The 20,566-nt window shown below is 50.5% G+C and carries 30 protein-coding genes, 1 tRNA gene and 1 pseudogene; 22 read left to right on the forward strand and 10 right to left on the reverse strand.

The window, feature by feature from the left end; genetic code table 11:
* The first annotated feature begins 181 nt into the window (after nucleotides 1-181).
* Nucleotides 182-676, forward strand: coding sequence for a helix-turn-helix domain-containing protein (locus LIX15_RS22555; protein ID WP_227777051.1), 495 nt, complete (start codon nucleotides 182-184; stop codon nucleotides 674-676).
* Between the two features lie 26 nt (nucleotides 677-702).
* Nucleotides 703-963 (forward strand): SprT-like domain-containing protein, encoded by a 261-nt coding sequence (locus LIX15_RS22560; RefSeq protein ID WP_227777532.1) that lies wholly within the window; start codon nucleotides 703-705, stop codon nucleotides 961-963.
* A gap of 282 nt (nucleotides 964-1,245) precedes the next feature.
* Here LIX15_RS22560 and LIX15_RS33355 read toward each other — a convergent pair whose 3' ends face one another.
* Nucleotides 1,246-1,476 (reverse strand): HalOD1 output domain-containing protein, encoded by a 231-nt coding sequence (locus tag LIX15_RS33355; RefSeq protein WP_227777052.1) that lies wholly within the window; start codon nucleotides 1,474-1,476, stop codon nucleotides 1,246-1,248.
* A 277-nt stretch (nucleotides 1,477-1,753) separates the two neighbouring features.
* On the opposite strand from LIX15_RS33355, the gene LIX15_RS33750 reads away from it, so the two are divergent.
* The 4 genes from LIX15_RS33750 to ddfA all read left to right on the forward strand — a co-directional run bounded on the left by LIX15_RS33750 (nucleotide 1,754) and on the right by ddfA (nucleotide 4,028).
* A complete protein-coding gene (locus tag LIX15_RS33750; RefSeq protein WP_265338430.1) occupies nucleotides 1,754-2,101 on the forward strand; it encodes a hypothetical protein in 348 nt (115 codons plus the stop codon).
* Nucleotides 2,102-2,602: 501 nt separating this feature from the next.
* Nucleotides 2,603-2,965 carry a DUF7344 domain-containing protein gene (locus LIX15_RS22575; RefSeq protein WP_227777053.1) on the forward strand — a complete coding sequence of 121 codons (363 nt, stop codon included), beginning with the start codon at nucleotides 2,603-2,605 and terminating at the stop codon, nucleotides 2,963-2,965.
* A 192-nt stretch (nucleotides 2,966-3,157) separates the two neighbouring features.
* Nucleotides 3,158-3,505 (forward strand): hypothetical protein, encoded by a 348-nt coding sequence (locus tag LIX15_RS22580; protein ID WP_227777054.1) that lies wholly within the window; start codon nucleotides 3,158-3,160, stop codon nucleotides 3,503-3,505.
* Between the two features lie 223 nt (nucleotides 3,506-3,728).
* A complete protein-coding gene (ddfA, locus tag LIX15_RS22585; RefSeq protein WP_227777055.1) occupies nucleotides 3,729-4,028 on the forward strand; it encodes a DdfA family disk-determining factor in 300 nt (99 codons plus the stop codon).
* A gap of 166 nt (nucleotides 4,029-4,194) precedes the next feature.
* On the opposite strand, the gene LIX15_RS22590 is transcribed toward ddfA, so the two are convergent.
* Nucleotides 4,195-4,773 (reverse strand): TrmB family transcriptional regulator, encoded by a 579-nt coding sequence (locus LIX15_RS22590; RefSeq protein WP_227777534.1) that lies wholly within the window; start codon nucleotides 4,771-4,773, stop codon nucleotides 4,195-4,197.
* Nucleotides 4,774-4,799: 26 nt separating this feature from the next.
* Between LIX15_RS22590 and LIX15_RS22595 the strand changes: the two are divergent.
* From LIX15_RS22595 to LIX15_RS22610, 4 genes and pseudogenes are all read left to right on the forward strand, one after another.
* Nucleotides 4,800-4,922 (forward strand): annotated as a pseudogene (locus LIX15_RS22595) (helix-turn-helix domain-containing protein); the annotation flags it as partial.
* A 534-nt stretch (nucleotides 4,923-5,456) separates the two neighbouring features.
* Nucleotides 5,457-5,669: an antitoxin VapB family protein gene (locus LIX15_RS22600; protein ID WP_227777056.1), complete on the forward strand. Its 213-nt coding sequence runs from the start codon at nucleotides 5,457-5,459 to the stop codon at nucleotides 5,667-5,669.
* Complete coding sequence (locus tag LIX15_RS22605) at nucleotides 5,666-6,058, forward strand: PIN domain-containing protein (RefSeq protein ID WP_227777057.1); 393 nt, start codon at nucleotides 5,666-5,668, stop codon at nucleotides 6,056-6,058. Before LIX15_RS22600 ends, LIX15_RS22605 begins: the two co-directional genes overlap by 4 nt.
* A gap of 152 nt (nucleotides 6,059-6,210) precedes the next feature.
* Complete coding sequence (locus LIX15_RS22610; protein WP_227777058.1) at nucleotides 6,211-6,471, forward strand: SWIM zinc finger family protein; 261 nt, start codon at nucleotides 6,211-6,213, stop codon at nucleotides 6,469-6,471.
* Between the two features lie 192 nt (nucleotides 6,472-6,663).
* On the opposite strand, the gene LIX15_RS34035 is transcribed toward LIX15_RS22610, so the two are convergent.
* Nucleotides 6,664-6,846 (reverse strand): DUF7987 family protein, encoded by a 183-nt coding sequence (locus LIX15_RS34035; RefSeq protein WP_486327134.1) that lies wholly within the window; start codon nucleotides 6,844-6,846, stop codon nucleotides 6,664-6,666.
* Between the two features lie 189 nt (nucleotides 6,847-7,035).
* Between LIX15_RS34035 and LIX15_RS22615 the strand changes: the two genes are divergently transcribed.
* From LIX15_RS22615 to LIX15_RS22635, 5 genes are all read left to right on the forward strand, one after another.
* On the forward strand, nucleotides 7,036-7,215 hold the full coding sequence (locus LIX15_RS22615; protein WP_227777059.1) for a SprT family zinc-dependent metalloprotease: 180 nt from the start codon (nucleotides 7,036-7,038) through the stop codon (nucleotides 7,213-7,215).
* A 401-nt stretch (nucleotides 7,216-7,616) separates the two neighbouring features.
* Nucleotides 7,617-8,084 carry a VanZ family protein gene (locus LIX15_RS22620; protein ID WP_227777060.1) on the forward strand — a complete coding sequence of 156 codons (468 nt, stop codon included), beginning with the start codon at nucleotides 7,617-7,619 and terminating at the stop codon, nucleotides 8,082-8,084.
* A gap of 235 nt (nucleotides 8,085-8,319) precedes the next feature.
* A complete protein-coding gene (locus tag LIX15_RS22625) occupies nucleotides 8,320-8,829 on the forward strand; it encodes a hypothetical protein (RefSeq protein WP_227777061.1) in 510 nt (169 codons plus the stop codon).
* 507 nt (nucleotides 8,830-9,336) lie between these two features.
* Nucleotides 9,337-9,882 carry a hypothetical protein gene (locus tag LIX15_RS22630; protein WP_227777062.1) on the forward strand — a complete coding sequence of 182 codons (546 nt, stop codon included), beginning with the start codon at nucleotides 9,337-9,339 and terminating at the stop codon, nucleotides 9,880-9,882.
* Nucleotides 9,883-10,010: 128 nt separating this feature from the next.
* Nucleotides 10,011-10,292 (forward strand): hypothetical protein, encoded by a 282-nt coding sequence (locus LIX15_RS22635; RefSeq protein ID WP_227777063.1) that lies wholly within the window; start codon nucleotides 10,011-10,013, stop codon nucleotides 10,290-10,292.
* 891 nt (nucleotides 10,293-11,183) lie between these two features.
* Here the strand turns inward: LIX15_RS22635 and lrp are convergent.
* Nucleotides 11,184-11,642 (reverse strand): HTH-type transcriptional regulator Lrp, encoded by a 459-nt coding sequence (gene lrp / locus LIX15_RS22640; protein WP_227777064.1) that lies wholly within the window; start codon nucleotides 11,640-11,642, stop codon nucleotides 11,184-11,186.
* A 92-nt stretch (nucleotides 11,643-11,734) separates the two neighbouring features.
* Nucleotides 11,735-11,917: a hypothetical protein gene (locus LIX15_RS22645; protein ID WP_227777065.1), complete on the reverse strand. Its 183-nt coding sequence runs from the start codon at nucleotides 11,915-11,917 to the stop codon at nucleotides 11,735-11,737.
* A gap of 142 nt (nucleotides 11,918-12,059) precedes the next feature.
* Between LIX15_RS22645 and LIX15_RS22650 the strand changes: the two genes are divergently transcribed.
* Complete coding sequence (locus tag LIX15_RS22650) at nucleotides 12,060-12,695, forward strand: dTMP kinase (RefSeq protein ID WP_227777066.1); 636 nt, start codon at nucleotides 12,060-12,062, stop codon at nucleotides 12,693-12,695.
* 44 nt (nucleotides 12,696-12,739) lie between these two features.
* Here the strand turns inward: LIX15_RS22650 and LIX15_RS22655 are convergent, their stop codons facing one another.
* Nucleotides 12,740-12,976: an SWIM zinc finger family protein gene (locus LIX15_RS22655; RefSeq protein WP_227777067.1), complete on the reverse strand. Its 237-nt coding sequence runs from the start codon at nucleotides 12,974-12,976 to the stop codon at nucleotides 12,740-12,742.
* Between the two features lie 293 nt (nucleotides 12,977-13,269).
* Here LIX15_RS22655 and LIX15_RS22660 point away from each other — a divergent pair, with 293 nt between their 5' ends.
* The 5 genes from LIX15_RS22660 to LIX15_RS22680 all read left to right on the forward strand — a co-directional run bounded on the left by LIX15_RS22660 (nucleotide 13,270) and on the right by LIX15_RS22680 (nucleotide 16,012).
* The gene (locus LIX15_RS22660; RefSeq protein ID WP_227777068.1) at nucleotides 13,270-13,623 is read left to right on the forward strand and encodes an HTH domain-containing protein; all 354 of its coding nucleotides are present in this window, start codon (nucleotides 13,270-13,272) and stop codon (nucleotides 13,621-13,623) included.
* Complete coding sequence (locus LIX15_RS22665) at nucleotides 13,616-14,065, forward strand: type II toxin-antitoxin system VapC family toxin (protein WP_227777069.1); 450 nt, start codon at nucleotides 13,616-13,618, stop codon at nucleotides 14,063-14,065. The genes LIX15_RS22660 and LIX15_RS22665 overlap by 8 nt, the downstream gene beginning before the upstream one ends.
* Before the next feature lie 149 nt (nucleotides 14,066-14,214).
* Entirely contained in the window at nucleotides 14,215-14,421 is a 207-nt protein-coding gene (locus tag LIX15_RS22670; RefSeq protein ID WP_227777070.1) for a hypothetical protein, read from the forward strand.
* 114 nt (nucleotides 14,422-14,535) lie between these two features.
* Entirely contained in the window at nucleotides 14,536-14,829 is a 294-nt protein-coding gene (locus LIX15_RS22675) for a helix-turn-helix domain-containing protein (RefSeq protein ID WP_227777071.1), read from the forward strand.
* 226 nt (nucleotides 14,830-15,055) lie between these two features.
* On the forward strand, nucleotides 15,056-16,012 hold the full coding sequence (locus LIX15_RS22680) for a WD40/YVTN/BNR-like repeat-containing protein (RefSeq protein ID WP_227777072.1): 957 nt from the start codon (nucleotides 15,056-15,058) through the stop codon (nucleotides 16,010-16,012).
* A 482-nt stretch (nucleotides 16,013-16,494) separates the two neighbouring features.
* Here the strand turns inward: LIX15_RS22680 and LIX15_RS22685 are convergent, their stop codons facing one another.
* Together LIX15_RS22685 and LIX15_RS22690 are read right to left on the reverse strand one after the other, a co-directional pair.
* On the reverse strand, nucleotides 16,495-16,773 hold the full coding sequence (locus LIX15_RS22685) for a helix-turn-helix transcriptional regulator (RefSeq protein ID WP_227777073.1): 279 nt from the start codon (nucleotides 16,771-16,773) through the stop codon (nucleotides 16,495-16,497).
* Between the two features lie 109 nt (nucleotides 16,774-16,882).
* Nucleotides 16,883-16,967, reverse strand: a tRNA-Leu gene (locus tag LIX15_RS22690).
* 364 nt (nucleotides 16,968-17,331) lie between these two features.
* Here LIX15_RS22690 and LIX15_RS22695 point away from each other — a divergent pair.
* Nucleotides 17,332-18,768, forward strand: coding sequence for a S8 family peptidase (locus LIX15_RS22695; RefSeq protein WP_227777074.1), 1,437 nt, complete (start codon nucleotides 17,332-17,334; stop codon nucleotides 18,766-18,768).
* A 13-nt stretch (nucleotides 18,769-18,781) separates the two neighbouring features.
* On the opposite strand, the gene LIX15_RS22700 is transcribed toward LIX15_RS22695, so the two are convergent.
* Together LIX15_RS22700 and LIX15_RS22705 are read right to left on the reverse strand one after the other, a co-directional pair.
* Nucleotides 18,782-19,015 carry a DUF2061 domain-containing protein gene (locus LIX15_RS22700; RefSeq protein WP_265338431.1) on the reverse strand — a complete coding sequence of 78 codons (234 nt, stop codon included), beginning with the start codon at nucleotides 19,013-19,015 and terminating at the stop codon, nucleotides 18,782-18,784.
* 141 nt (nucleotides 19,016-19,156) lie between these two features.
* Entirely contained in the window at nucleotides 19,157-20,464 is a 1,308-nt protein-coding gene (locus LIX15_RS22705) for a cytochrome P450 (RefSeq protein ID WP_227777075.1), read from the reverse strand.
* Nucleotides 20,465-20,566 lie beyond the last annotated feature (102 nt).

Raw genomic sequence — 20,566 nt, forward strand, 5'->3', positions numbered from 1 at the left:
CAGTGTGAATTCGGAGCCGGAGTCTCGATCTCGATAACCGTAGCAGTCATGCTTCTCCTAAAGAAGATGAAGAAAAGATACCCGTTGACTTTATCTCACCACTATTGACACTGTTGACAGTCAGCTCAGAAAACAAGTAACGCCCAGATAGTTTTTCCGACATAGCTGTTTAGAGTGACCTATGGACGAACAGAATGGGCCCGATCAGACCAGTGATCAAGAAACGCTTGACCGCACACACAAGGCTGTGCTTAATGCAGACAGTCCTGCGATCACGACTGAAGAGATTGCTGACCACACTAATGAAAGTACCGAGGCTACTCGTGTGACCCTCACAGAACTTCACGATCAGGGCCGTATCGAGCGACTGGAGATTCACAACTTGGGAGTCATCTGGTGGGCCCCACGACCACTGGATGAGGTATTAAAATCAGTCGATACGGACACGATCCTCAAACGATTGAGCGACGAATTGGAGACTGCAATCTCGCTGGGTGATGGTACTGTCTACGAAAACGGTGATAAGCATCCGTCAGAGGACTTAGACCGTGAAACGGATAAAACAACATCCTCGACGGAAAAGAACACGGCCGGATTGGTTCCGAGTAGTGAGGAATCCGGCGAGAAACGTCAACAGTTGAAAGACGGTGATGATCTTGACGATGTTTCGGAATAGCGTACGCGACTGCGCACTTCGGGGATCTGCCAGTCGACGCACTTGAGTGGGATGTATCGCACCGCGCGAAACGGCAGACAGACGTCACCAAGTACGACCCTGCGACGGATGAGATTACGATCTCGCTGACGTGGGATACCTACGACTCGCACGGCTGGGAGCAATTCAGTTCGACGGTGCGCCATGAACTGATTCACGCATGGCAGTATCATGAGGTCAACGAGGCGGACCACGGGCAAACGTTCACCCGTTGGACCGACGCCCTCGACACAACGCAGTTACTGTGAACGGTTCACATCGCCGAACTGGTGGGTGATCTGTGAGGACTGTGACGGGCGACTTGCACGCTACCAACGCTCGAAAGACGTGAAACACCCCGAGAAGTACAGTTGCGGGGAGGTGGTGGTTCACTCCGAATTGAGGCGGGTGACGATCAATGACCGGCGAACACTGCTATCATTGTTGCTCTTGCTTTGAAATCGAATAGATGCCTAAGGTTAGTATTATATACTAACTACAGCGATTCCTCTTTCTGCTCTTGACCCGCCTGCGAGACCTGATTCTGACACTTATGGTTCGACGCGAATTCTACGATCGGACGTGATTTCGACCGAATACCCACAGTACCGAAATGCAACCGATTCCCGATCACTCGGCGGATCAAGAACCCGAACGAGCTCGTTAATATCGACTACTGCACTCAGTGTTCCAAGCTGATCAGGCTGACACTCCTCTAATGTAGCCACTGCTTGCTTTACACTCATAGTCGGCTGTTGGGATGGATCTGCGTATGTTTCCATATTCTTTCTACGCTGTCTAGCGGTAACTACCCCCAAGATTTTCACGCCAAGTTATCGTCTCAGTGAATTCTGAAGGGAAGGACATGCTGTAAAACAAACCTGTGTGATTGTGAGCCAACGCCGCTTTTAACCGGAGTGAGCACCTATGAGATACTCCGAGCCAGCACACACTGTGCGTCCACTGTCGTTTACGATAGTGGTATTCCACTAATGGCGTATTTACACGTGATTAGCACCCATGTGGGGCGCATCACAGAGTCTCACTCGCCCACACATCATGACCGATCACACCAAGAGCGATACGTCCAACCAGCACCGAGAACACGCTGACCAAACAACGCATCAATTTACCTTCGATCCCAAGACAGACTCGGTCAGCGGAACACTCGTCAGCGCCATCGCCACGCTGAATAACGCCGACCCAAGCGAATTGGCGATTCTGTCGACTTTGTTGACCCAGAAGCTCTTGATAGACTCTTTGAGCCCCGCCATGACGGGACTCTCCGGAACACCAATAGGCAAGTACAATTCAGGTATGAAGACTATACTGTTCGTGTCCAGACTGGCGGTGCCATCATCCTTTCACATCCTACTGAATCCAGCAGTAACTGACGGTGATGGCTGATGGCTCACGATACACTTGAGTTGTCGGTTATATCACAGTGGCACTATTTTGGCTTGTAATATTTCGCCACGTTCCAAGACGACTGATTAATCCTATAACCGACGTGGAACATACGGCGGCGGCGAGATCGACTTTCCGAATTCACCAGATTTGAGGCAGTTGACTGCCTGTGAGCAGTATATGCGGCAGTGAAATAACTCCAGTTTTTTCCGCTAAACGCGTCGGTGTTCATGGCACAGAGCTTATCTTTGGCTCACTATGATCCGTCTCGCGCTGTGGTGCACTCTCAAACGGAAAGTTCCTCATCCGTAGTAACAACCACCACCACCCTTTTCCGTCCACGCCGTGTTAAACATTAACACAGTCATCAAGGTGCTCTGTGTGTTCATCTCCCACGAACGGAGGGAGTGCTGAACGCAGGTCGTTGTGTCACTGGGACACGGTTCATTCGCGTAGCGGGTACGCGGAACATGACATCATCATGCGTTCCGCCATCCAACCATGACCAACTCACCAAACGTCAGCGATGACACTACTGCACAGCTCGATCAGATATTCGATATCCTCGCCCATAACCACCGTCGCCACGCTCTCTCGTATCTTATCGCGAGGGACGATGGTGTAGCGTCTATCACCGAACTCTTGGAGTGCGTGGGAGAGAGTGCTCCCGACGGAGTCACTGGCGACACCGACTCCGAATCGACGAAGAACCTGCAGCTGAGCTTGACACACATCCATCTCCCGAAGATGGATGCCGCTGGCATCATTGACTACGATACCCGAAGTGAGACCGCCCACTATCACGAAACCCGGCGTCTTGAACAGTATCTTGCTCTCGCCGAGAAAATCGGAGTACAGGGCTGATGTACTATGGGAGACCGTCAAGCCGACAAGACGGATATTGACATCATCCCACAGTGTACCAGCTGTTATTGTACCGAGAACCCTCGACGTCAACCAACTGATTCAGCCACAAACCACTAGTCCATCTCCGAACTCTCCGATACCAATGACAGTCACCGTGGGTCGATTATCGTGGCTAATCGCTCAAATATAATGTACGATCTCAGTTCTGGCATTCAGGGGTGTGTCCGTACACCGAAATCCAGCCATCATTACCGACTTCAACTCGATACTGCCAACCGCATCACGACGCTCTCCGGCAACCGTCGACCCGAAGAACGAATCTTCCAAGGCGGCGATATCAACATATTCGTAGAGTATCGGCTCTTTCAGCGCGACCTTGACATCCTGTACGGGGCTGGTGTTGTCGAATATAAGCAAAACGGTCGTGCAAAGCGGCCAGTACTTGCTCACAAGAACGTATTCGTCAAACCCGTCGTGTTCGAAGGTGAGCCAATGGAGGACATAAACAACCACACTGACGAGATAGCTGCTGACTAAGACAAATTTGAATTTTTACTGTCGAACGGATTTGAGGAATCGAATACTTCCGCTAACCACCATAAGCGGTAGTGAATATCACCTAGTATTTCCGATTTACCCGATTAGTATGTGCTCCGTTAGCCGAGAATGCTGAATTTCCGATTCAGATATCAGCTGCAAATCTCTTGTTACCCAGATTATCACAGAATGTTTTTAATAACCGCTCCCAAAGTGCTCACGCATGAGTGATGAGGAGTCGCCGAGTTCTGATGCTATCCCACACGAAGCAATTCAAACCCAGTATGAATGGTCAGCAATTGAACCGAGCACCGCTGTCGTCGAAACCGTTGCCCAGGTAGCACACTGCGACCAGCAGGAGCTCAGTCCACTTTACGAGTGTATTGATCCCGACGCCTTAGATGCGATTATTGCACCACCGCTGGCACAGAACACCGATACGACTGTATCGATCTCCTTCACCTACACTGGCTACTCCGTCACTGTCCACAGCACTGGCGCCGTTCACGTTGCTCCCAGCTAATAACTCTCGATGCTGTCGCACCGAAGACTAATCGTTCACAGTCGTATCGGGATCTTGTCGCGGTGGTAATCCCGTCGCCATCAATCGCCGAGCAATCACCACGATTCCATTGTCGAACCCTCTCTCAAACACTGCCTTTTCCGTCTCAATCCCGCCAGTGTCCGTTTCATGCACCGAACTCACGAGAATCGTGTTCTTGTCGATTAACAGCAGGCGACTGATCGTCGTGTCGTCGTTGGCCGAGTGGCGAGCTGTGCAACCACTCTAACCCGGAGACGAACACTTCTGCATCGGGCAATGGCTCTGCAAGCTGCTCTCGAACGCTTTTAGTTTGCGCGCCAATCAGCACATCAAGACCGGTGTCCAACGCTTCTTGGAGCTGTTCGAGTAACTCCTCGGTAACGATCTCGTCACGACCGATAATGAGCACGATCTCTCTCCCAGCGGCATCAATGAGTTGTTGAGTACGATTCGTAATCGCAGTGGTCCCCGAGAGCGCCCAGACTTCGTGTGTGAGTTCCTCATCACCGCCGTTCGATTCTGCAGGTTCGATCGCGGTCACTGCCTCGATAAGTGTGTCCGTTCGCGTTTCGTATTCTTGGCGCAGTGTCTCGGCGGCCTCCTCGATTGGCACAGCGCGGAATTGCTGGGGATTCGAATGCTGGATTTCGACAAGCCCTTTGGATTCTAACACTCGAATCGCATCATAGACGCGTGTTCGCGGTACGTCGGAAGTCTCGCTGATCTCTTTGGCCGTGTGGGTACTTCGAGTCCCCGCGCGTCCAAACCGGCAGGGACCTCTCGGAAGCGCTCGACATCACGCAGTCGACGTTCTCCCACCACCTCCGAGAGGGCGAACGGCGGCTCTGTGAGCTGGTATTCGACTCGGCCTAACCATCTACTTCCGACTGTAAATCGGTCTGGCAACGCCGTTCCAGAACTCTCGGTGACCAGCGTCACTCGGGTGTCTTCTAGATAATACCCGTCGAGTCACGACGTGACCGAAGAGGTTCGAGTACACCCTTTCCCTTCCGTGGCTTCAACAGGCGCCCATGGTTCACCGAAGCGGAGGAATCGTGAACGCTGAACGTCTCTCGTCAGAACACTCACTGGACGACGTACTGGACGTGCTCGCGAACAGGACAGAAGGAACTGCCATAACTACTGCTTCAGCCCTCTTTATCTATGTCTCGCCAATTGACGTTCTCGGACATCAGCGACCAGTAAACGCGCACGAAATTCACAGATGCGACAATTCACAATACCCTCGACACATCAGTGCTCTACTTGATCCTGTGCAACGCATTTGGTAGATCCCCCGGTATCCGAGGAGTGAGCGATGTCCGTTCCCATCGATTCCTTCCTTGGATTTCATTGATGTCGGTTTCACCGAAACATCCTTGTATACTGTGACGTATACAAACTTGTATGAGTAAAAGTATCCGTGTCGATGAGACCACACATGCTGCTCTTGCAGCATTAAAAGGTGAAGATGAGACGTTTGACGACTTGCTCTCGCGTCTCGTCAGAGAACGACGTGAAACCATCAGCGAGGGCGCCGGCCTCTGGGAAGGAACTGACGCAGCTAGTAAAGCTCGCGAGGCACGTAAAGAGATGAAACAGAGTGTTGGTCAGAAATGACGCTATACGACAGCAGTCTGCTCATCAATTATCTCGATGGCGATGAGGTGACGGTGCAGTATATCAATGATCACCTTGATGAACGTGCAGTTGCGCCGCCCTTAGTGATGTTTGAGGTTTACCAAGGAGAGGTTTTCAAGGCGGGATCACCAGACTTTGACGCCGTTGAGAGTGCCCTTGAGTGGGTAACGATCATCGATGAGACGCCACAATTGGCACGTGCTGCTGCTGAACTCCAAGCAGACCTTCAACAGCATGGAGAGACGCTCGCAGCACGCGATGCATTCATCGCAGGGGCCGCAAAAGGCCTCAATGAAGGACTCGCAGTGGCTGATTCCGATTTTGATGTAGAGGGGATTACCCGACTAGTGAACGTCGATTTTATCTAACTCAGGCAGTAGTGATCCTCTGTCAGTACTCCTCAACACCAAGTGGTGTACAATGGTCTCTCATCAAGCGAATTTTACTACTACTGGTATAAACAGATTCGTTCAATGCATTCATATTTGTCTTCGACGTCAATGCTCCCGGACTTATCAAAGTGACCACCGAGAGCCACGAGAATCCCGCAGCCCACCACTATTTGGTCTCCATCGACAACGTGACTCACGAACTGATGGCCTGCACCTGCCCGCATCACGTCCACCGCAACGCGTTCTGCAAGCACATGGCTGCCGTCGAAAACGCAACCGACGACGGCACACTTGCGTTCCCGTCGAAGGACGACAACGATGCCGAACCCGAAGACTGCGACTGCGATGGCCTCGATGGCTTCTCGTGCTGGCCGTGCGTGCACACGTGACGAAAGGAACTGCCGAACGAATCACTGCTTCAGCTGTTTTTATCCATGGCACGCCAATTGATGTTCTCGGATATCACCGACCAGCGAACACTGACTGAAAGCGCGGATGCATGACCAATAGATACGACGTAATTCCGATGACGGAGACAGTACTCCTTGATGTCGCCAAGTACAGCTAATGCGCGACTGAGGTCATCCACTGTGCGTCGCAAATCTTGGGAGGCCAACGCCGACAACAAGCAGTACAAAAAACGAGATCATGAATGCTGTATCTTGAGCGATCCCGTTCGATTCCAGTAAGACGTTGACCGCGTACGCTGCAGGGAGGGCTACGACAACAAAGGCAATTGTTATCCAATTTTCACGGCTTACCATCTATATATCCGAGTATTCTACTCAATAATAATAATAATAATTTTCGGTTAGTAACGATCTCATCACAGAACTGGCTATTCCCTGTCCTACTCAAATAGCGACCAAGTAATAGGTTCAACAGCACTGTCTTTCAGTACCACGAGTTCGGCGAGGCGGATCACGGACGAACGTTCTACCCGCTGGACGGACATGCCCGACACCTCACAGTACTGCGAGCGGTTCAAATTGCCAAACTGGTGGGTGATTTGCGAGGAGTGCGGTGGACGATTCTCGCGCTACCAGCGCTCGAAGGTCGTCAAACAGCCCGAGAAGTACAGCTGTGGCGACTGTGGTGGTGCGCTGCGCGTCGAGGAGGCTGCTGACGAATGACGAGCGAACGCTGCCCGGAGTGCGGACAGGAGATAATGGCGACGACGATTCGTGGTCCATTGTCCATCTTGCTATCGCCGTGTAGCCATGAGATTGCCAACGAATCGTAGTTACTCGAAGACAGCAAGCTTGATCCGCTGGCACCCGGCGAGTGGCTCGTGCGGCTGCTCGCCATCGCTGACGACTGACGACGCCAGAAATAGTAGTAGCCCTGCCCTAACTGTCGGATTCTTGGACGTATTTTGTTTTCGGCCACCGAATTATCTGCAGTCCAATCGTATCTGTTGAGAGGAGTCCCTTCGTGGGAATTGTGCTTACTGAACAAAGCCTCGGTAGGAGTGTCGGATGCTTTGGAACGAGATCAATGCATTATTACATATACGATTGTGATGGGTAGCGTAATGTCCCCTGTCCGTATCCCGCTTGCGTCCAACTGGATCCGGTACGGTATGGTGTTGCTCGTCGCAGTAACGATCGTTTCATTGTCCGTTGCAAATCCTGATGACATTGGAATGGAATCTACTGACGGAACACAGTCCTACGGTCCATTCGGCATCGACTACGGTCCACTCGGCTGGATTGAAAGCGACACATGGGCGCACGGCATGGGATACGCGCTGTTCACCGCAACACTCGCATATGCATTTGTTGCCCCTGTCCAACCCAACCATCGACGACTCGCACTAGCTGTCTGTCTCGCCATCGCTCTCGGCGTCTGCATGGAACTTGTTCAGGCAATCCTCCCATATCGAGATGCTAGTGGGATTGAGGCCCTCATGAATACTATTAGTGCCTGTCTCGTGGCCGGTGTCTGGTGGCAACTGCCAGATACAATCCAATTCGGAAGCAACAATCGAGTACCGAACTGAGAAATCTTCCCATCTATCTCACGCCAAACGAAGCGATCCAGCGAATACATATCGAACCTTCAAATACACCAACAGTGAAAAGCGAACATAGCGGCTCAGTGCATGTCGTGGATAGAAGTGGTCCATAGCGTTCTGACTGTGTTCGTATTGCAGAGCGACGGTGTCCGTAATTACGGACCAACTGACGATTGTTCTTATGGTAACAATTAAATGGATTTGTGGTTACTATCTTGATATGCCTCTGACGCCCTACCATCTCGGTGTAGGTGTGTTTCTTGGTGTCGCGCTCTTGCGCTGGCTCGACTTCCCAACGCTCTGCATTGCAACGATGATCGTGGATATCAGAGCAATCGCTATCTATTTCGGCCTGTTTACTGGAAATCTCCATGGTCCCCTCCATACTGTGCTTGGCGGCACGCTCTTAGCTGGCCTCCTTGCTGCGATTATGTTTAAAACCAAGCCACTCTGGAACCGACTCAGTGCACTCTTCGGCCTCGCACAAAAGCGGTCTCTCTATCGAATCGTGACCGCGAGTCTCATTGGGATTTACAGCCATCTCATTCTCGATGCAATCATGCATGCAGATATGCAGCCGCTCTATCCACTCACAGGAAATCCCTTACTGGGTGTCCTACATCTCTCTGATGTCTATATCATCTGTGTTGCTGGATTCTTTTTTGGAGGGATTTTCTATCTGATTCATCTATATCGCTGGAAAACGGGCAGATTCCATATGAGCTATTAGCACCTACTTGACTGACTGATGTGCCGCATATCGTTACTCAAATTCTATCGAGCCAAGGATCGAGCAAATATCTCGTAACGTACAGTTGCAGCGTCCTCCGCGCTGTCCCATCGACATGGCGATTCGCGCTCGTTGGCGCACTCGCTTCACTTCTCGTCACCGTTTTTGTGAACTGGCTTCCGAATTCCAAGGCAGATATGGCGGGTGGCATCATGATTTTTAGTGCGTTTATCGCGGAAGTTCTAACTGGACTACGTTCGACAGACCCAGATGCCGCTGGATTTCGTGCTGGTGGTGTGTTAAATATATATCAAGGGTATCTTGGCAACTCAGGCTGGTAGAACACCTCCTTTGTACGGAGTCGGTCGAGAGTTCAAATCTCTTCCAAGGCTTTCGCTACGAGGTTTGGACTGCCATGCAAAAAGGCGTTCATGCATGAGTGGATAGCTGGTGTTAAGTCAGTTGAATCACAAAATATTTAACATCTTATTCCTGATAAGTACTGTAATGGCTGTCTCTCAACTCCGTACGCCGTTGCAAATCGATCCCCGGTTCGTGAAAGCAGCAACAATACTTGGTGGACTGATGTTGCTACTCATTCCACTGGCAAATACGATCTTTGCTCACTATCCACCATATCTTCACGTCGTTGGCCCACTACTGCTTCTGCCTGGCGTAGAACAATTGTACACCCAAAGTAAGAATAGTTATACCACCGTGGAGAAGGCTGGATTTTGTCTATTAGCACTTGGTCTTATCATCGGGGCAGTTGCGATGGGAGTATTCGGGTACATGTTCGTGATTGAAGTCGGGTACATGATCATCTTGCTCTTAACAGCCATGGCACTGATTGGGATCGCCCTCGTCGTACTTGGGTCTGGCATTGTTGGCCGGACGCTATGGCGCGCTCAAACCGTCCCACAATGGCTGGCAGCGTTTTTCGCGGTTGCTCTGCTCTGTGATTTACTTATTAGTGCGTATATTACGCTCTCATTTGGGAGTGGAATCGCATTCTATGGGCTTGCTTGGGTCTCTCTCGGCTGTTATCTATAACTTGCCCTCTCAACAGGCTACTAATCGGTGAATTAGCCATCACAACCAAACGAGGAACCACTACAAAGGCTTTGTATGTCGCTCGAGATACCAAGTCGCAATCTTTTTTAAATGAATACACTGCAATCATGAGCCCTCCAGAAGTTGAGGCGAATAGCCGTGGATCTGACGGACTTAACGGACAAGAACTCTATGTCGTAATTCGCAAGGCAGTCGAGGATGCGATTCTGGAAATAATCGGCACGCTTCTGTTACTCGGTGTCGCACTTGCTCTCGTCTGGGCAGGGATCGCGATTGCATTTTCTGGAACAACCTTCGGACTAGTGGCAGGGATTGTTGCTATCGGTTGTGGGGTCTATTTCGGTGCTGCAACACTAAGGATCATTCTACCGATACAAAAGTGGTTCTGAACAGATTGCACTGGTCAGATACTTCCCGATTTACGTTAGTACGAGATACTAACCACAGTCTCCGTTCTAAACCGAGAAGAGTAATGATGAAGGGTGAGACAGAGAGCAACGGTCCGCGAAAATCTTCCTTATATCACCACGTTATCGCGAGAACTACTTAGACAAGGATAGACCAGCAATCGTTCATTTACGGTTTGATCTCACAAACCTGAAGCATGAATTCTCATAGCACTGCTGATACCTTTAGGGTAATTTTCGTAGATCGGAACACCTACTATCTTGTATTCCGTTGGTCAAGTTATGAGTCTGCTTTTTCGATATTTTCTATCTAGTATTCTGTTCATGCTTTTCGCCTATTTTAGCATCGTCATCTTTGAGGCGATCATTAGAGGAAAGATTCGGTGGGTAAAGTACGTTGTGCCAGCAGTCGGCTGTGGAATCGGTTTATACATCGCCCATCGATCTGACTTTCGCCTTGAATTCTAAGATCTTTCGAGTTAGATCCTCGACGTGATCAGACATCGTATCATTTTCCGATTCATCGTTGCGCTTGTTATCCTCCGAAGAAAAGACATTGAGCGTACTATCGTCAGTCGCCTTCTCGACGGCGGTGGGTGGCAGATACGCTTGGGATCGAGCGGCCCTCCGCACATCGACGGCTTGAAGCGTTGCATGAGGATGGCGAGGTTGAGCATGGGAAATTGAGTCCGCGGGTTGTTATCTGGTGGATTCCAGAGGAACAATAAAATGGATTGCCGCGCTCATCGTTCTCGTGGGAATCGGGATCGACGACGACATACAAGATTGCCACACGAGCGCGTGTTTAGAATGGACATAGACAACAATGTCCATCTGCTTGAGTGACCTCTTCCCTCGAGTGGCTTTACAATCTTATCTCTCCTTTCCAATTTTGAACTGGTCGTGTTCGCTAGCCGTGTTCAGAACCACGCTAGTGTTGCTTTCATTAATGTCTGCATCACTAAGGAGCGTTTTGATCTGTTGATTCATTTCATCGGTATCTGTATATTTGCCGATCGCAACGATGTCATGGTCACCGGTGACTTCGTAAACGCTGATCATCTGCGGTTGATTTTGCAGACGAGCAGTGACGTCCGGAAGTGCTGTCCCTTCCACTTTGAGTTGAATAACAGCTGTTACATCGTAGCCTAACGAATCATAATCAAGCGTCGGGGTGTAGCCAGTAATGATGTCCGTGTCCTGTAAGTCTTCGAGGTGATTTGAGACCGTTGCTACCGAGACATCCAAATCTTTGGCAATACCACGGAGACTCGCTCGACCGTCATTCAGTAAGACATTGATTAATTCTGAATCTAAATTTTCGTAGGTCATTACACGTGTGATATCGTTCCAGACGCTTACTTCTTGACTAATGTCTAAATACTGCCGGTTGAAAATCAACTCGGTAAGAGAGAGGACAGAGATTAGTTCGGCAGTTCCGTCCGTCCTGTTTGCATGCATGGCCAGCACGGAAAATCACCGAGACCGTCACAGTCGCAGTCTTCCGGTTCGGCATCGTCGTCGTCCTCCGATGGGAACGCAGTCAGTGTGCCGTCGTCCGTCGCGGTTTCGACAGCGGCCAACGCGAGATGAGTCATGAGCGCCATTAAGCGATAACACAGAATTCCAATGAGACGAAAGAAATCGAGGTCTTCAGCACTGATGAAATAGAATATAGCGGTGAAACCTATTCATAGGCTACAAATGGTTATTGCTCACTAGAGCGACAATCATACGTAGGAATGAGAAATGCAGCGGAAAGCACTCATCGTTGCGATAGTTGGGCCTGATGGCAGTGGGAAAACTACCCAGGCACAATTGCTTACCACAAGACTACAAGCAGCGGGATACGATGCCGATTACGTCCATGCTCTCTACTATTTTTCTGACCGTATTCCATATGCTAATCGACTCCGTAAGCAAGTAGGACCACGAACAGCACGGACAAAAAGACAGACCACTTGGAGCCCCCTCTATCTCCTTCAACGACTCTCATTTGCTACATTCGGTTATCTATTTGCAGTAGGGACAATCGCGCTGGTCTCACGGTTTTCATCTAACCAGATTGTAGTTTTTGACCGATATTACCACCAATTCCTCTACGACGTGTATGGGCAAGCGAGTCGTCCACTATCACAATGCCTTCCACAGCCATGGCGAATCATCTATTTACAAGCAGACATAGAGACATTGAGATCTCGCCAAGATACTGAAGATCGGATGGTCAACGAGCAATATTACGAAACAGTAAATGAGCTATACGCGACGTTAATGACAGATACATGGATGCAAATGCCCGCCAATCTGCCGATTGTTATGCTCCACGATCAAATCTTCGACGCCGTTCACCACGATCTCGACTGTAATGGCGTTCGGCTTGCCTGAACTATAGTAGACACCAACCGTCTCGTCAATTCGCGCACGCACTCCTAGCAGGGGAAACCATTAACGCCATCGCGATCGCACTCTGCTGGCTCACCATCGTCTTCGTCCTCTGAGGGGAATGCGTCGAGCATCCCGTCGTCAGTCGCGTTCTCGACGGCGGCCATGTGCTTGCAAAACGCACTTCGGTGAACGTGGTGCGGACAGGTGCAGGCCATCGCATCGCCCATTACGTCGTCCAGTGTCACGACGTAGTGATGCTCAGCGGGGGGTTGTCGTAGCACTCGTTGGTCACGTCGACCATTCCGGGGGCTTCGACGCGGAAGCCGAACTGTTCGGCCTGCGCGCGTTTCTGGGGCCGTCTCGGCAGATTCAAGGGCTACGGGCGATTTCGTACTCATGGTCTTCTAGCCGTGGCATTAGGAAGACCGGTGCCGGGTGCTACAACACCCGGCGCGTTTCCACACGCCCGAGGGCACCATTCTTCCTGCCAATTGCTACGTACCAAATGGTTATAAAGCGTGTCCTCTTGCTTCGCACCAATAGGCTTACATCGGTCAATATCCTACAGGTAGATATGAGCCGAGAGCGGAATCGAGATACTGGGCGGTTCGTCCAGACTCTCACCCTGGACGCCGTTCTTCGAGCGATGCGTGAAGCCAGTGACCCAGTTGTGACGGCGAAAGAACTGAGTGAGCGACTGGATTGCTCGTCAGAAGCCGTCCGACAGAAACTAGTCCAGCTTCACGATCAAGGATTAATCGAACGCCGGAAGGTTGGGGCGGGGGCAGTCATTTGGTGGATCGACGATGATGCGGCGGAACCGAGCGGTATCAATGTAGACGATCCATTTTGGTCGCTGAAATCAGCTGCTGGTGAGCCGGTCGCGGAAGACGAGATTGACGATATCCTCTACGGTGGGGATGAGTGAGCAGCCACAGCCGCTGTTTATCGATACAGGGGCATTCTTTGCGTGGGTAAACACCCGTGCTGGACGCCACGAGACTGCGCAGTCTGTGTTCGATGCGCTTCGCTGCGAAGCGATTCCGTATCAGCCGTTGTTTACGAGTCGGTACGTACTCTCGGAGCTAGTCACACTCACCAGTCGAAAGGTCAATCATAAGATAACTGCCGATGCCCTCCAGACGATTCGACGCTCGGAGAGTTTCAATATTCTTCCCGTTGGAGAGGGTGTGTTTGCTGCGGCGTGTGATGAGTTCGAGCGCTATGACGACCAGCAGATCTCATTTATTGATCACACAAGTACGGTGCTTGCTCATGAATACGACATTGAGCATATCTTCACCTTTGATCGGGGTTTCACCACCCTCGGGCTGACTTGTGGTCCTGCAGATATCCATTTCTCAGAGTGATTTTGGTCTGAAGTCCGAGAGGGGCTCTAGATACAAGTGATTTGGAACTATAGCCTACGCAGTAACGACTCGAAGAACAGCAATTCCAAGAGAGTTGGTGTAGGGGCATAGCCTCTAACACTGATAGAGATCTCATGCCACGAGCTCGCGTGAAAATCAAACCTCCAGATGATGTGATCGCAGAGTATTCGACGCAGCATCCAGACGAGGAGTATTGGATACTAACTGGTCATCCAATAGAAGACAATCTAGCTTTCATAATAGCAGCAGAAACAGCGGATATCGCGGGGTTCGTCCAGTACTTCGCTGATAGTTCAAAGGTGATCTCGTATAACGTACACGATATTGAACACTAAGGAGGAATAATCGAATTCACTGTGCCTGAGCCAGCACTTCATAAAGCAATATTATCTTCCGGAAATCTCCCAACATATCCACTCGTCGTTCGCAATGGATGGGTGATCAGCGAAATGATCACCTCGCATGACCGCCTTTCTGACCTCAAACAGGCCTTCGAGCAGAATGATCTCCCGTATGAAATCACCTCACTTACCCAATCGCTTGAGCCGACCGCCCTGCTAACAGACAAACAACGGGAATTCGTTGTTGCAGCGATTACACAGGGCTATTACGAACAACCTCGCCGCTGCTCACTCACCGATCTCGCGGAATCAATGGATGTCAGCAAATCCACAGCGAGTCGGATACTACACCGTGCCGAGGGGAAGATTATCAGCCAGTTCATTGGCGACCCCGCGATGTAACGAAACCAGAACGGTACCAATGAGGTCTCTTCTGCGATCTGAAGGTGTTTCGGGCATCGATGGATCGCCATTGAACCCGATAACCCATGTATTGGAGTCGAACATGTTTCACCTAGTTCCACATGTTCGCCGTTGTTCCCATCTCATTGTGCTGTAAACTGAGTACTGTTCATGACGACGTACTTCGCGACGATGGAAAACTGTGTGATCGACATTTCTGAACAGGATGGGCAATGGCAAATCGAGCGCTATCTTGAGGACATTCCGTATTGTCTCTACATCCAACGAACACGATACAGTTTATGTCGGTACTCTCGACGATGGTCTCTTCCGGAGTATTAATGACGGAATGTCCTGGGATACAGTGGGCGGAGAGATCGATTCGAACCGAATTACCGCACTTGCAACCGACCCGAACGGTCGTATCTGGGCAGGAACGGAGCCAAGCAATATCTATCGGTCCGACGACGGTGGTGAAACATGGACAAAGAAGTCTGGTATTTCGGAGTTGGCATCGGAATCGGACTGGAGCTATCCACCACGACCAGAGACACACAATATTCGATGGATCGAACCAGATCCAACCGATTCGGACCGAGTGTCTGTTTGTATTGAACAAGGCGCACTAGTGCATACCACTGATGGTGGTGAGACGTGGCTTGATCGAGTGGCAGAGGCACCGCGAGATATCCATCAACTTCGAATGCATTCAGCGGTACCTGGGCGGCTCTATGCGGCAACTGGAGATGGGGCTGAACGGCACGGAAGAGGATATGCTGAAAGCCATGATCACGGTGAAACGTGGTACTATCCGAACGACGGGATGGAAAAGCAGTATCTGACGAGTGTTGCAGTAGACGCTGCGAATCCAGATCGAGTGCTTGTATCCGCGTCGACACCTCCAAAGCAAATGGATGATTTTGAGGGGCTCTCATCTGCAGTGTATCGTCGTATGTCAGATGGTTCGTGGGAAAAATGTATGTCGGGAATGCCGGACGAAGCAGGTCTTACACCGCCAATGATCGCCGCAAATGGGCCGATATCCGGTCGATTTGTCGCAATCGCTAATCGGGGTATTTTCAGAACAATTGACTACGGCGATTCGTGGAAGAAGATCACGATAAATTGGCCAGACGAATTTACGGAGCAGCATCCTCGAGCCATTGCCCTTATCGAGAGATGACAGTTGTGGTGGTTCTATCCCCGCACTAATCTCGTGGTCGACACAGGGACGTTGCTGAAAAGGGAATGTTTCAGATTGTCAAAGCGGCAATCAGTGAAATTCGGTATATTCGCTTCGACACACGGGAGATAGTGAACTGATGGCTACGATGACAGACGAAAGAGAGCGTGATACGAGTGGGCAATTTGCAGAGGAAACGACTGACGACGATATTCCTGAGTCTGTGTTTCTAGTAATGACCGCTCGGTAGGTTGCAGATACGGTTAGAATGGAGCAATGGCCAGTGCATCAGCGGCTCGAGGAGTTGCATGAACGTGGTGAGTTGGAACGGGGGAAATTGGGCCCGCGGGTGGTTATCTGGTGGATTCCAGAGGCAATAGATACAGTAGGTGCCTGAGTTAGTAATCGCGATTTTCCACCCTTCCAGCTTGGTTCTGATTTAATTACTTAGATTTATCATATTTCTCGTCTATTGTACGTGATTAGTCGAAGGTGAGAGAATAGCAGCGTTTTCGTGCATCGGCAAATGAGAAGCGTGAGTCGACGAGATCGTGTTCTTCGAGTCGAGTGAGTGCGTAGCGAACCGTTCGTGGTGGAAGCAAGGTTTTGTCGGTGAGTTCAGCCTGCGTGAGCGTATCGTCGTTGTATTCGAGTACTTTCACAACCAGTTTCGCACTTGGTGGGAGCTCAGAAAGCACGTCGGTCGGTGGTTTTATATCTGGATTGTCTGTGTCTTCTGACGTTTGTACACGTTGTTGCATTGGACAACAAATGTGACCAACAACTCAAGACACCTTTGATATGGCAGAGACGTCTGTCGGGTTGAAACTGATTTCCCATAGATATCGTTCGGATTGAGTGTAATGGGAATGCGAGGGATGGGATTCGAACCCATGGACGTCTACACGAGCGGGTCTTAAGCCCACCGCCGTTGGCCTGGCTTAGCAACCCTCGCGCGTCAGTCGACTACGTCGGTCAGAATAAGTGATTTACTAATTATGGGAGAGCGCTAAGAGATGGCTTTGTGCCAGGAGCAGTCAATTAATCTCTTTGTGACGAGCGAAATTGCGGAAGAGCTCGGGTGGTCACGTCGGTCAACGGAGACCACGTATTGATGCTCAGCGGGGTTCTCGTGGCTCTTGTTAATCACGTTGATTATACCAAGTGGTCTGTTAAGCGATATCCAGTGAGATTATGTTTCGCCACCAATATTATGTAAAAGTTAAAATAAATAGAGAAATTTATATAGAAGGAAAAGTAAGAATCTATTTTCCTTAATGCTAACATTTATTGTATTAGATTTCTATATGACGAAGGCTATGATAAAAAATAGTCGGAGGAAATTCCTCAAACTAGTGGGTACAACTTTCGGTGTGAGCATTGTAGGAACAAACACTACAGCAGGAAAAACAAAAAAGGATTCACGATTTCTCATCGATCTACGCGAGATATCGCGTTCTGAGGTGCCAAGTGACGTCAAAATCATTCACGATATCTCCCAAATCGACCTATTAGCCGCCCGCGGCGACGCAAGTTCGGTCGGCGACGCAGCAGCAACAACCCCGGATATCACTGTTTACCAAGACACCTCCGGTCCAATAGTCGAACGTAACGGGCCGACAGTCGATGGGAAGGGTCGAAGTCACAACCACGATGGTCCACCTAAAAATAGCGAATATCAGTGGGACAAACGTGTCCAGGATGTGGATGATCTAACTGATAAACCCGGCGGTGGGAAATTCATTCACGATACAACGAAAGGAGCAGGAACTCGCGTGGCTGTTGTCGATACTGGCGTCTATGACGCTCATCCTGACCTCACCGGAGTGGTTAACGACGAATTATCGGAGAATTTCACTACGGACCAATACGATTGGCGGCCGAACGGAGCAGGCGACCATGGCACGCACGTTGCTGGAATTATTGCGGCAACAAATAGCAACAGCGGGCCTGACGGTGGCGTTCTTGGCACCGCGCCGAAAACCGAAATCATTTCACATCGAGTGTTTTCCGGCGTTGAAGAGGAAGGCGCAACGACTGGGGATACCGTTGCGGCGCTTGCTGCCGCCGCAGATAAGGGGTGTGACGCTGCGAATTTCAGCGTCGGCTACATCAACTACAATGTTGAGGAACATCCCGAACTTCTCGATATTAAGGAAATCTATCACCGACTTACGAAGTATGTCCGTGCGAAGGGCATGGTCTTCGTGAATTCTGCAGGCAACGACTCGATTGACATGAGCAAAGAGAAGTTGCTGAGTCTCCCGACTGAGGTTGAGGGGATCTTTGGTGTTTCTGCAACTGGTCCAATCGGCTGTGGGTGGGATGGCAAACATAGCGACAACGAGGAGAAATGGCTCACGGGCAATCGGCTGGAAGAGCCAACAACCGAACCCGCATTCTACACGAACTACGGGAATGCAGTCGATGTCAGCGCTGCTGGCGGAAACGCCGACCTCGAAGCGCTCGATGGCGGTGTCAAGGGAGCGGAACGGGATCTCGTTTACTCAACTATCTACGAGACTGACGAGAGCGGAAACACTGTTGCAGGCTATGGGTGGAAAGCAGGAACTTCAATGGCTGCGCCGCAGGTTACAGGTGCCGTCGCATTAGTCCGTTCGCTTCGACCGGACGCCAGTGTCGAAGAGGTCGAAACTCTCATCCAGGCGACCGCGAGTGATGCGCCTGGCGGTAAGACTTACCATGGGGCAGGGCACCTTAATCTGAAGCGTCTCGTCAAGCGCGCCCAAATGTAACAGGTAGTCGTTTTTATTTTGTGCAGAATTTATTTAAATCATTTATTGTATAATGAGTTAGTGACTGGTCTCTTCTCGAGATGAAGCGATTCACCTTACCTTTCTGCCCGGATTTGCTTCCTTTCCTACGACGGCATGCCGAGAGTGATGTGATCCAGGCTCTTTCGTATACGTAGTAGATAATTGTCTTGACTGCGCTAATTGCAATGCCGATGTTGAGTGCTTCATTTATATTACCAACAAGCACCCACGTGATTCCAATCGTGAGCGCAAGAATGAGTAGTCGATAAATAACTATTTTAATGGCAAAAATTAAATAATTCTGGTGGGGGAGTACGGTAAATCATTAGTTCGTTCTTCGGAATTCAATAAGTGAGGGAATGAAATGTCATGATTTATGTACTATTGCACCGATATCTGCTTCAGGTTGTAAGGAGATTTTAGGAGCAAACGTCAGCGGCTCTGTGACGGAGACATCTAAGTCAACGTGGTGTACCATCGTCGCTAAGGACACAACCAGTTCCAGGCGGGCAAACCGCATCCCGATACAGTGACGTGGCCCTCCACTAAAGGGAAAGTATGCGTACTCTGGACGATTCGATTCGCGCTTCCATCGTGACGGGTCGAACGTCTCTGGCTGCTCCCAGAAGCGGTCATCACGGTGAACTACCCACTGTGGCATCATCACCTGTGTTCCTGCAGGAAGCTCATAGCCGCCAAGTGTGACCGTTTCAATCGCCTCTCGGTTGACACCCCACGTCGGTGGATACAATCGGAGCGTTTCCTTGATCACATTTCGTGTCCGTTCAAGCGCATCAAAGTCGTCACCGCTAAGACTCCCATTCCTGATTACGTTTTCAGTCTCCTCGGCAAGCGATTCCCGAATCTCGGGATGACGACTTAGTTCATACCAGGCATAGGTAAGCGCCACTGCCGACGTATCGTGTCCTGCTAGCAGTAACGCCGTCATATTATCCCGAACCTCTGCCATCGTAAGGTCACCTCGCTCGTGAGCCTCCAACAGGACCGAACCGACATCATCACCGGGAGAGCGGTCGGCGATCACACCCGCAATATACGCATCTAAGTCCTCGACGGCATGATTAATGCGCCGTTGTGTGGGTGTGGGTACCCATTTCGGGAGGAGCCGCCCGAACCGACGGGGATCCGTTTGATCGAGGAACGCATCCGCAGCATTCCGTACTATTTCCTCATCGCCTTCGATATCGATACCTAGTAACGTATCGCCAAGGATTCGAAGCGTCAGAAGCCGCATTTCGTGCAACACGTCGATTCGGTCGTCCGCCTCCCACCGATCAACGTGATTTACAGTTCGTTCAGCCATCTGTGAGCCATATCTCTGAATATTCTCCCACGCGAATGCTGGCTGGAGGCCGTTCCGAAGCCGCTTCCAACGATCGCCTGAATTCGCTGTCACAGCCTGGTCCTCAATTCCGTTAAACGTCTCCCGTTGCTGACGACCAATGGTGAATACCTCTTTGTTCTGCATCAGCACGTATTCGATGAGTTCCGGTTCAGTCACCATCCACAAAGACTGCCCCGGGAAATTCAACCGAACGACATTCCCTTTCTTCGCCCACTCCCTCATTGCACCGAAGGGGTCGCGCGAAAATGCAAGACCGTTTCCAAGCAATGGTACACCATTGGGAGTCGGTGGGTCCCTCGTACCGTCCATAGATAGAGATACACTACCCGCACCTATCAACGTAAACTGCCACATCTAAGCCGGCTTTTTATATCCATTCATGCTTTGACTCTAAGTAATGCGATCTGTAAC

Origin of the sequence: Haladaptatus pallidirubidus (assembly GCF_020700235.1) — an archaeon.
Taxonomy (GTDB): Archaea; Halobacteriota; Halobacteria; order Halobacteriales; family Haladaptataceae; genus Haladaptatus; species Haladaptatus pallidirubidus.

Coding starts and splice junctions, on each gene's coding strand:
- LIX15_RS22555 (WP_227777051.1), top strand. CDS start 182: ATGGACGAACAGAATGGGCCCGATCAGACCAGTGATCAAGAAACGCTT.
- LIX15_RS33355 (WP_227777052.1), bottom strand. CDS start 1,476: ATGGAAACATACGCAGATCCATCCCAACAGCCGACTATGAGTGTAAAG.
- LIX15_RS33750 (WP_265338430.1), top strand. CDS start 1,754: ATGACCGATCACACCAAGAGCGATACGTCCAACCAGCACCGAGAACAC.
- LIX15_RS22575 (WP_227777053.1), top strand. CDS start 2,603: ATGACCAACTCACCAAACGTCAGCGATGACACTACTGCACAGCTCGAT.
- LIX15_RS22580 (WP_227777054.1), top strand. CDS start 3,158: ATGTACGATCTCAGTTCTGGCATTCAGGGGTGTGTCCGTACACCGAAA.
- ddfA (WP_227777055.1), top strand. CDS start 3,729: ATGAGTGATGAGGAGTCGCCGAGTTCTGATGCTATCCCACACGAAGCA.
- LIX15_RS22600 (WP_227777056.1), top strand. CDS start 5,457: ATGAGTAAAAGTATCCGTGTCGATGAGACCACACATGCTGCTCTTGCA.
- LIX15_RS22605 (WP_227777057.1), top strand. CDS start 5,666: ATGACGCTATACGACAGCAGTCTGCTCATCAATTATCTCGATGGCGAT.
- LIX15_RS34035 (WP_486327134.1), bottom strand. CDS start 6,846: ATGGTAAGCCGTGAAAATTGGATAACAATTGCCTTTGTTGTCGTAGCC.
- LIX15_RS22615 (WP_227777059.1), top strand. CDS start 7,036: ATGCCCGACACCTCACAGTACTGCGAGCGGTTCAAATTGCCAAACTGG.
- LIX15_RS22620 (WP_227777060.1), top strand. CDS start 7,617: ATGTCCCCTGTCCGTATCCCGCTTGCGTCCAACTGGATCCGGTACGGT.
- LIX15_RS22625 (WP_227777061.1), top strand. CDS start 8,320: ATGCCTCTGACGCCCTACCATCTCGGTGTAGGTGTGTTTCTTGGTGTC.
- LIX15_RS22630 (WP_227777062.1), top strand. CDS start 9,337: ATGGCTGTCTCTCAACTCCGTACGCCGTTGCAAATCGATCCCCGGTTC.
- LIX15_RS22635 (WP_227777063.1), top strand. CDS start 10,011: ATGAGCCCTCCAGAAGTTGAGGCGAATAGCCGTGGATCTGACGGACTT.
- lrp (WP_227777064.1), bottom strand. CDS start 11,642: ATGACCTACGAAAATTTAGATTCAGAATTAATCAATGTCTTACTGAAT.
- LIX15_RS22645 (WP_227777065.1), bottom strand. CDS start 11,917: ATGGCGCTCATGACTCATCTCGCGTTGGCCGCTGTCGAAACCGCGACG.
- LIX15_RS22650 (WP_227777066.1), top strand. CDS start 12,060: ATGCAGCGGAAAGCACTCATCGTTGCGATAGTTGGGCCTGATGGCAGT.
- LIX15_RS22660 (WP_227777068.1), top strand. CDS start 13,270: ATGAGCCGAGAGCGGAATCGAGATACTGGGCGGTTCGTCCAGACTCTC.
- LIX15_RS22665 (WP_227777069.1), top strand. CDS start 13,616: ATGAGTGAGCAGCCACAGCCGCTGTTTATCGATACAGGGGCATTCTTT.
- LIX15_RS22675 (WP_227777071.1), top strand. CDS start 14,536: ATGATCACCTCGCATGACCGCCTTTCTGACCTCAAACAGGCCTTCGAG.
- LIX15_RS22680 (WP_227777072.1), top strand. CDS start 15,056: ATGGGCAATGGCAAATCGAGCGCTATCTTGAGGACATTCCGTATTGTC.
- LIX15_RS22685 (WP_227777073.1), bottom strand. CDS start 16,773: ATGCAACAACGTGTACAAACGTCAGAAGACACAGACAATCCAGATATA.
- LIX15_RS22695 (WP_227777074.1), top strand. CDS start 17,332: ATGATAAAAAATAGTCGGAGGAAATTCCTCAAACTAGTGGGTACAACT.
- LIX15_RS22705 (WP_227777075.1), bottom strand. CDS start 20,464: ATGGACGGTACGAGGGACCCACCGACTCCCAATGGTGTACCATTGCTT.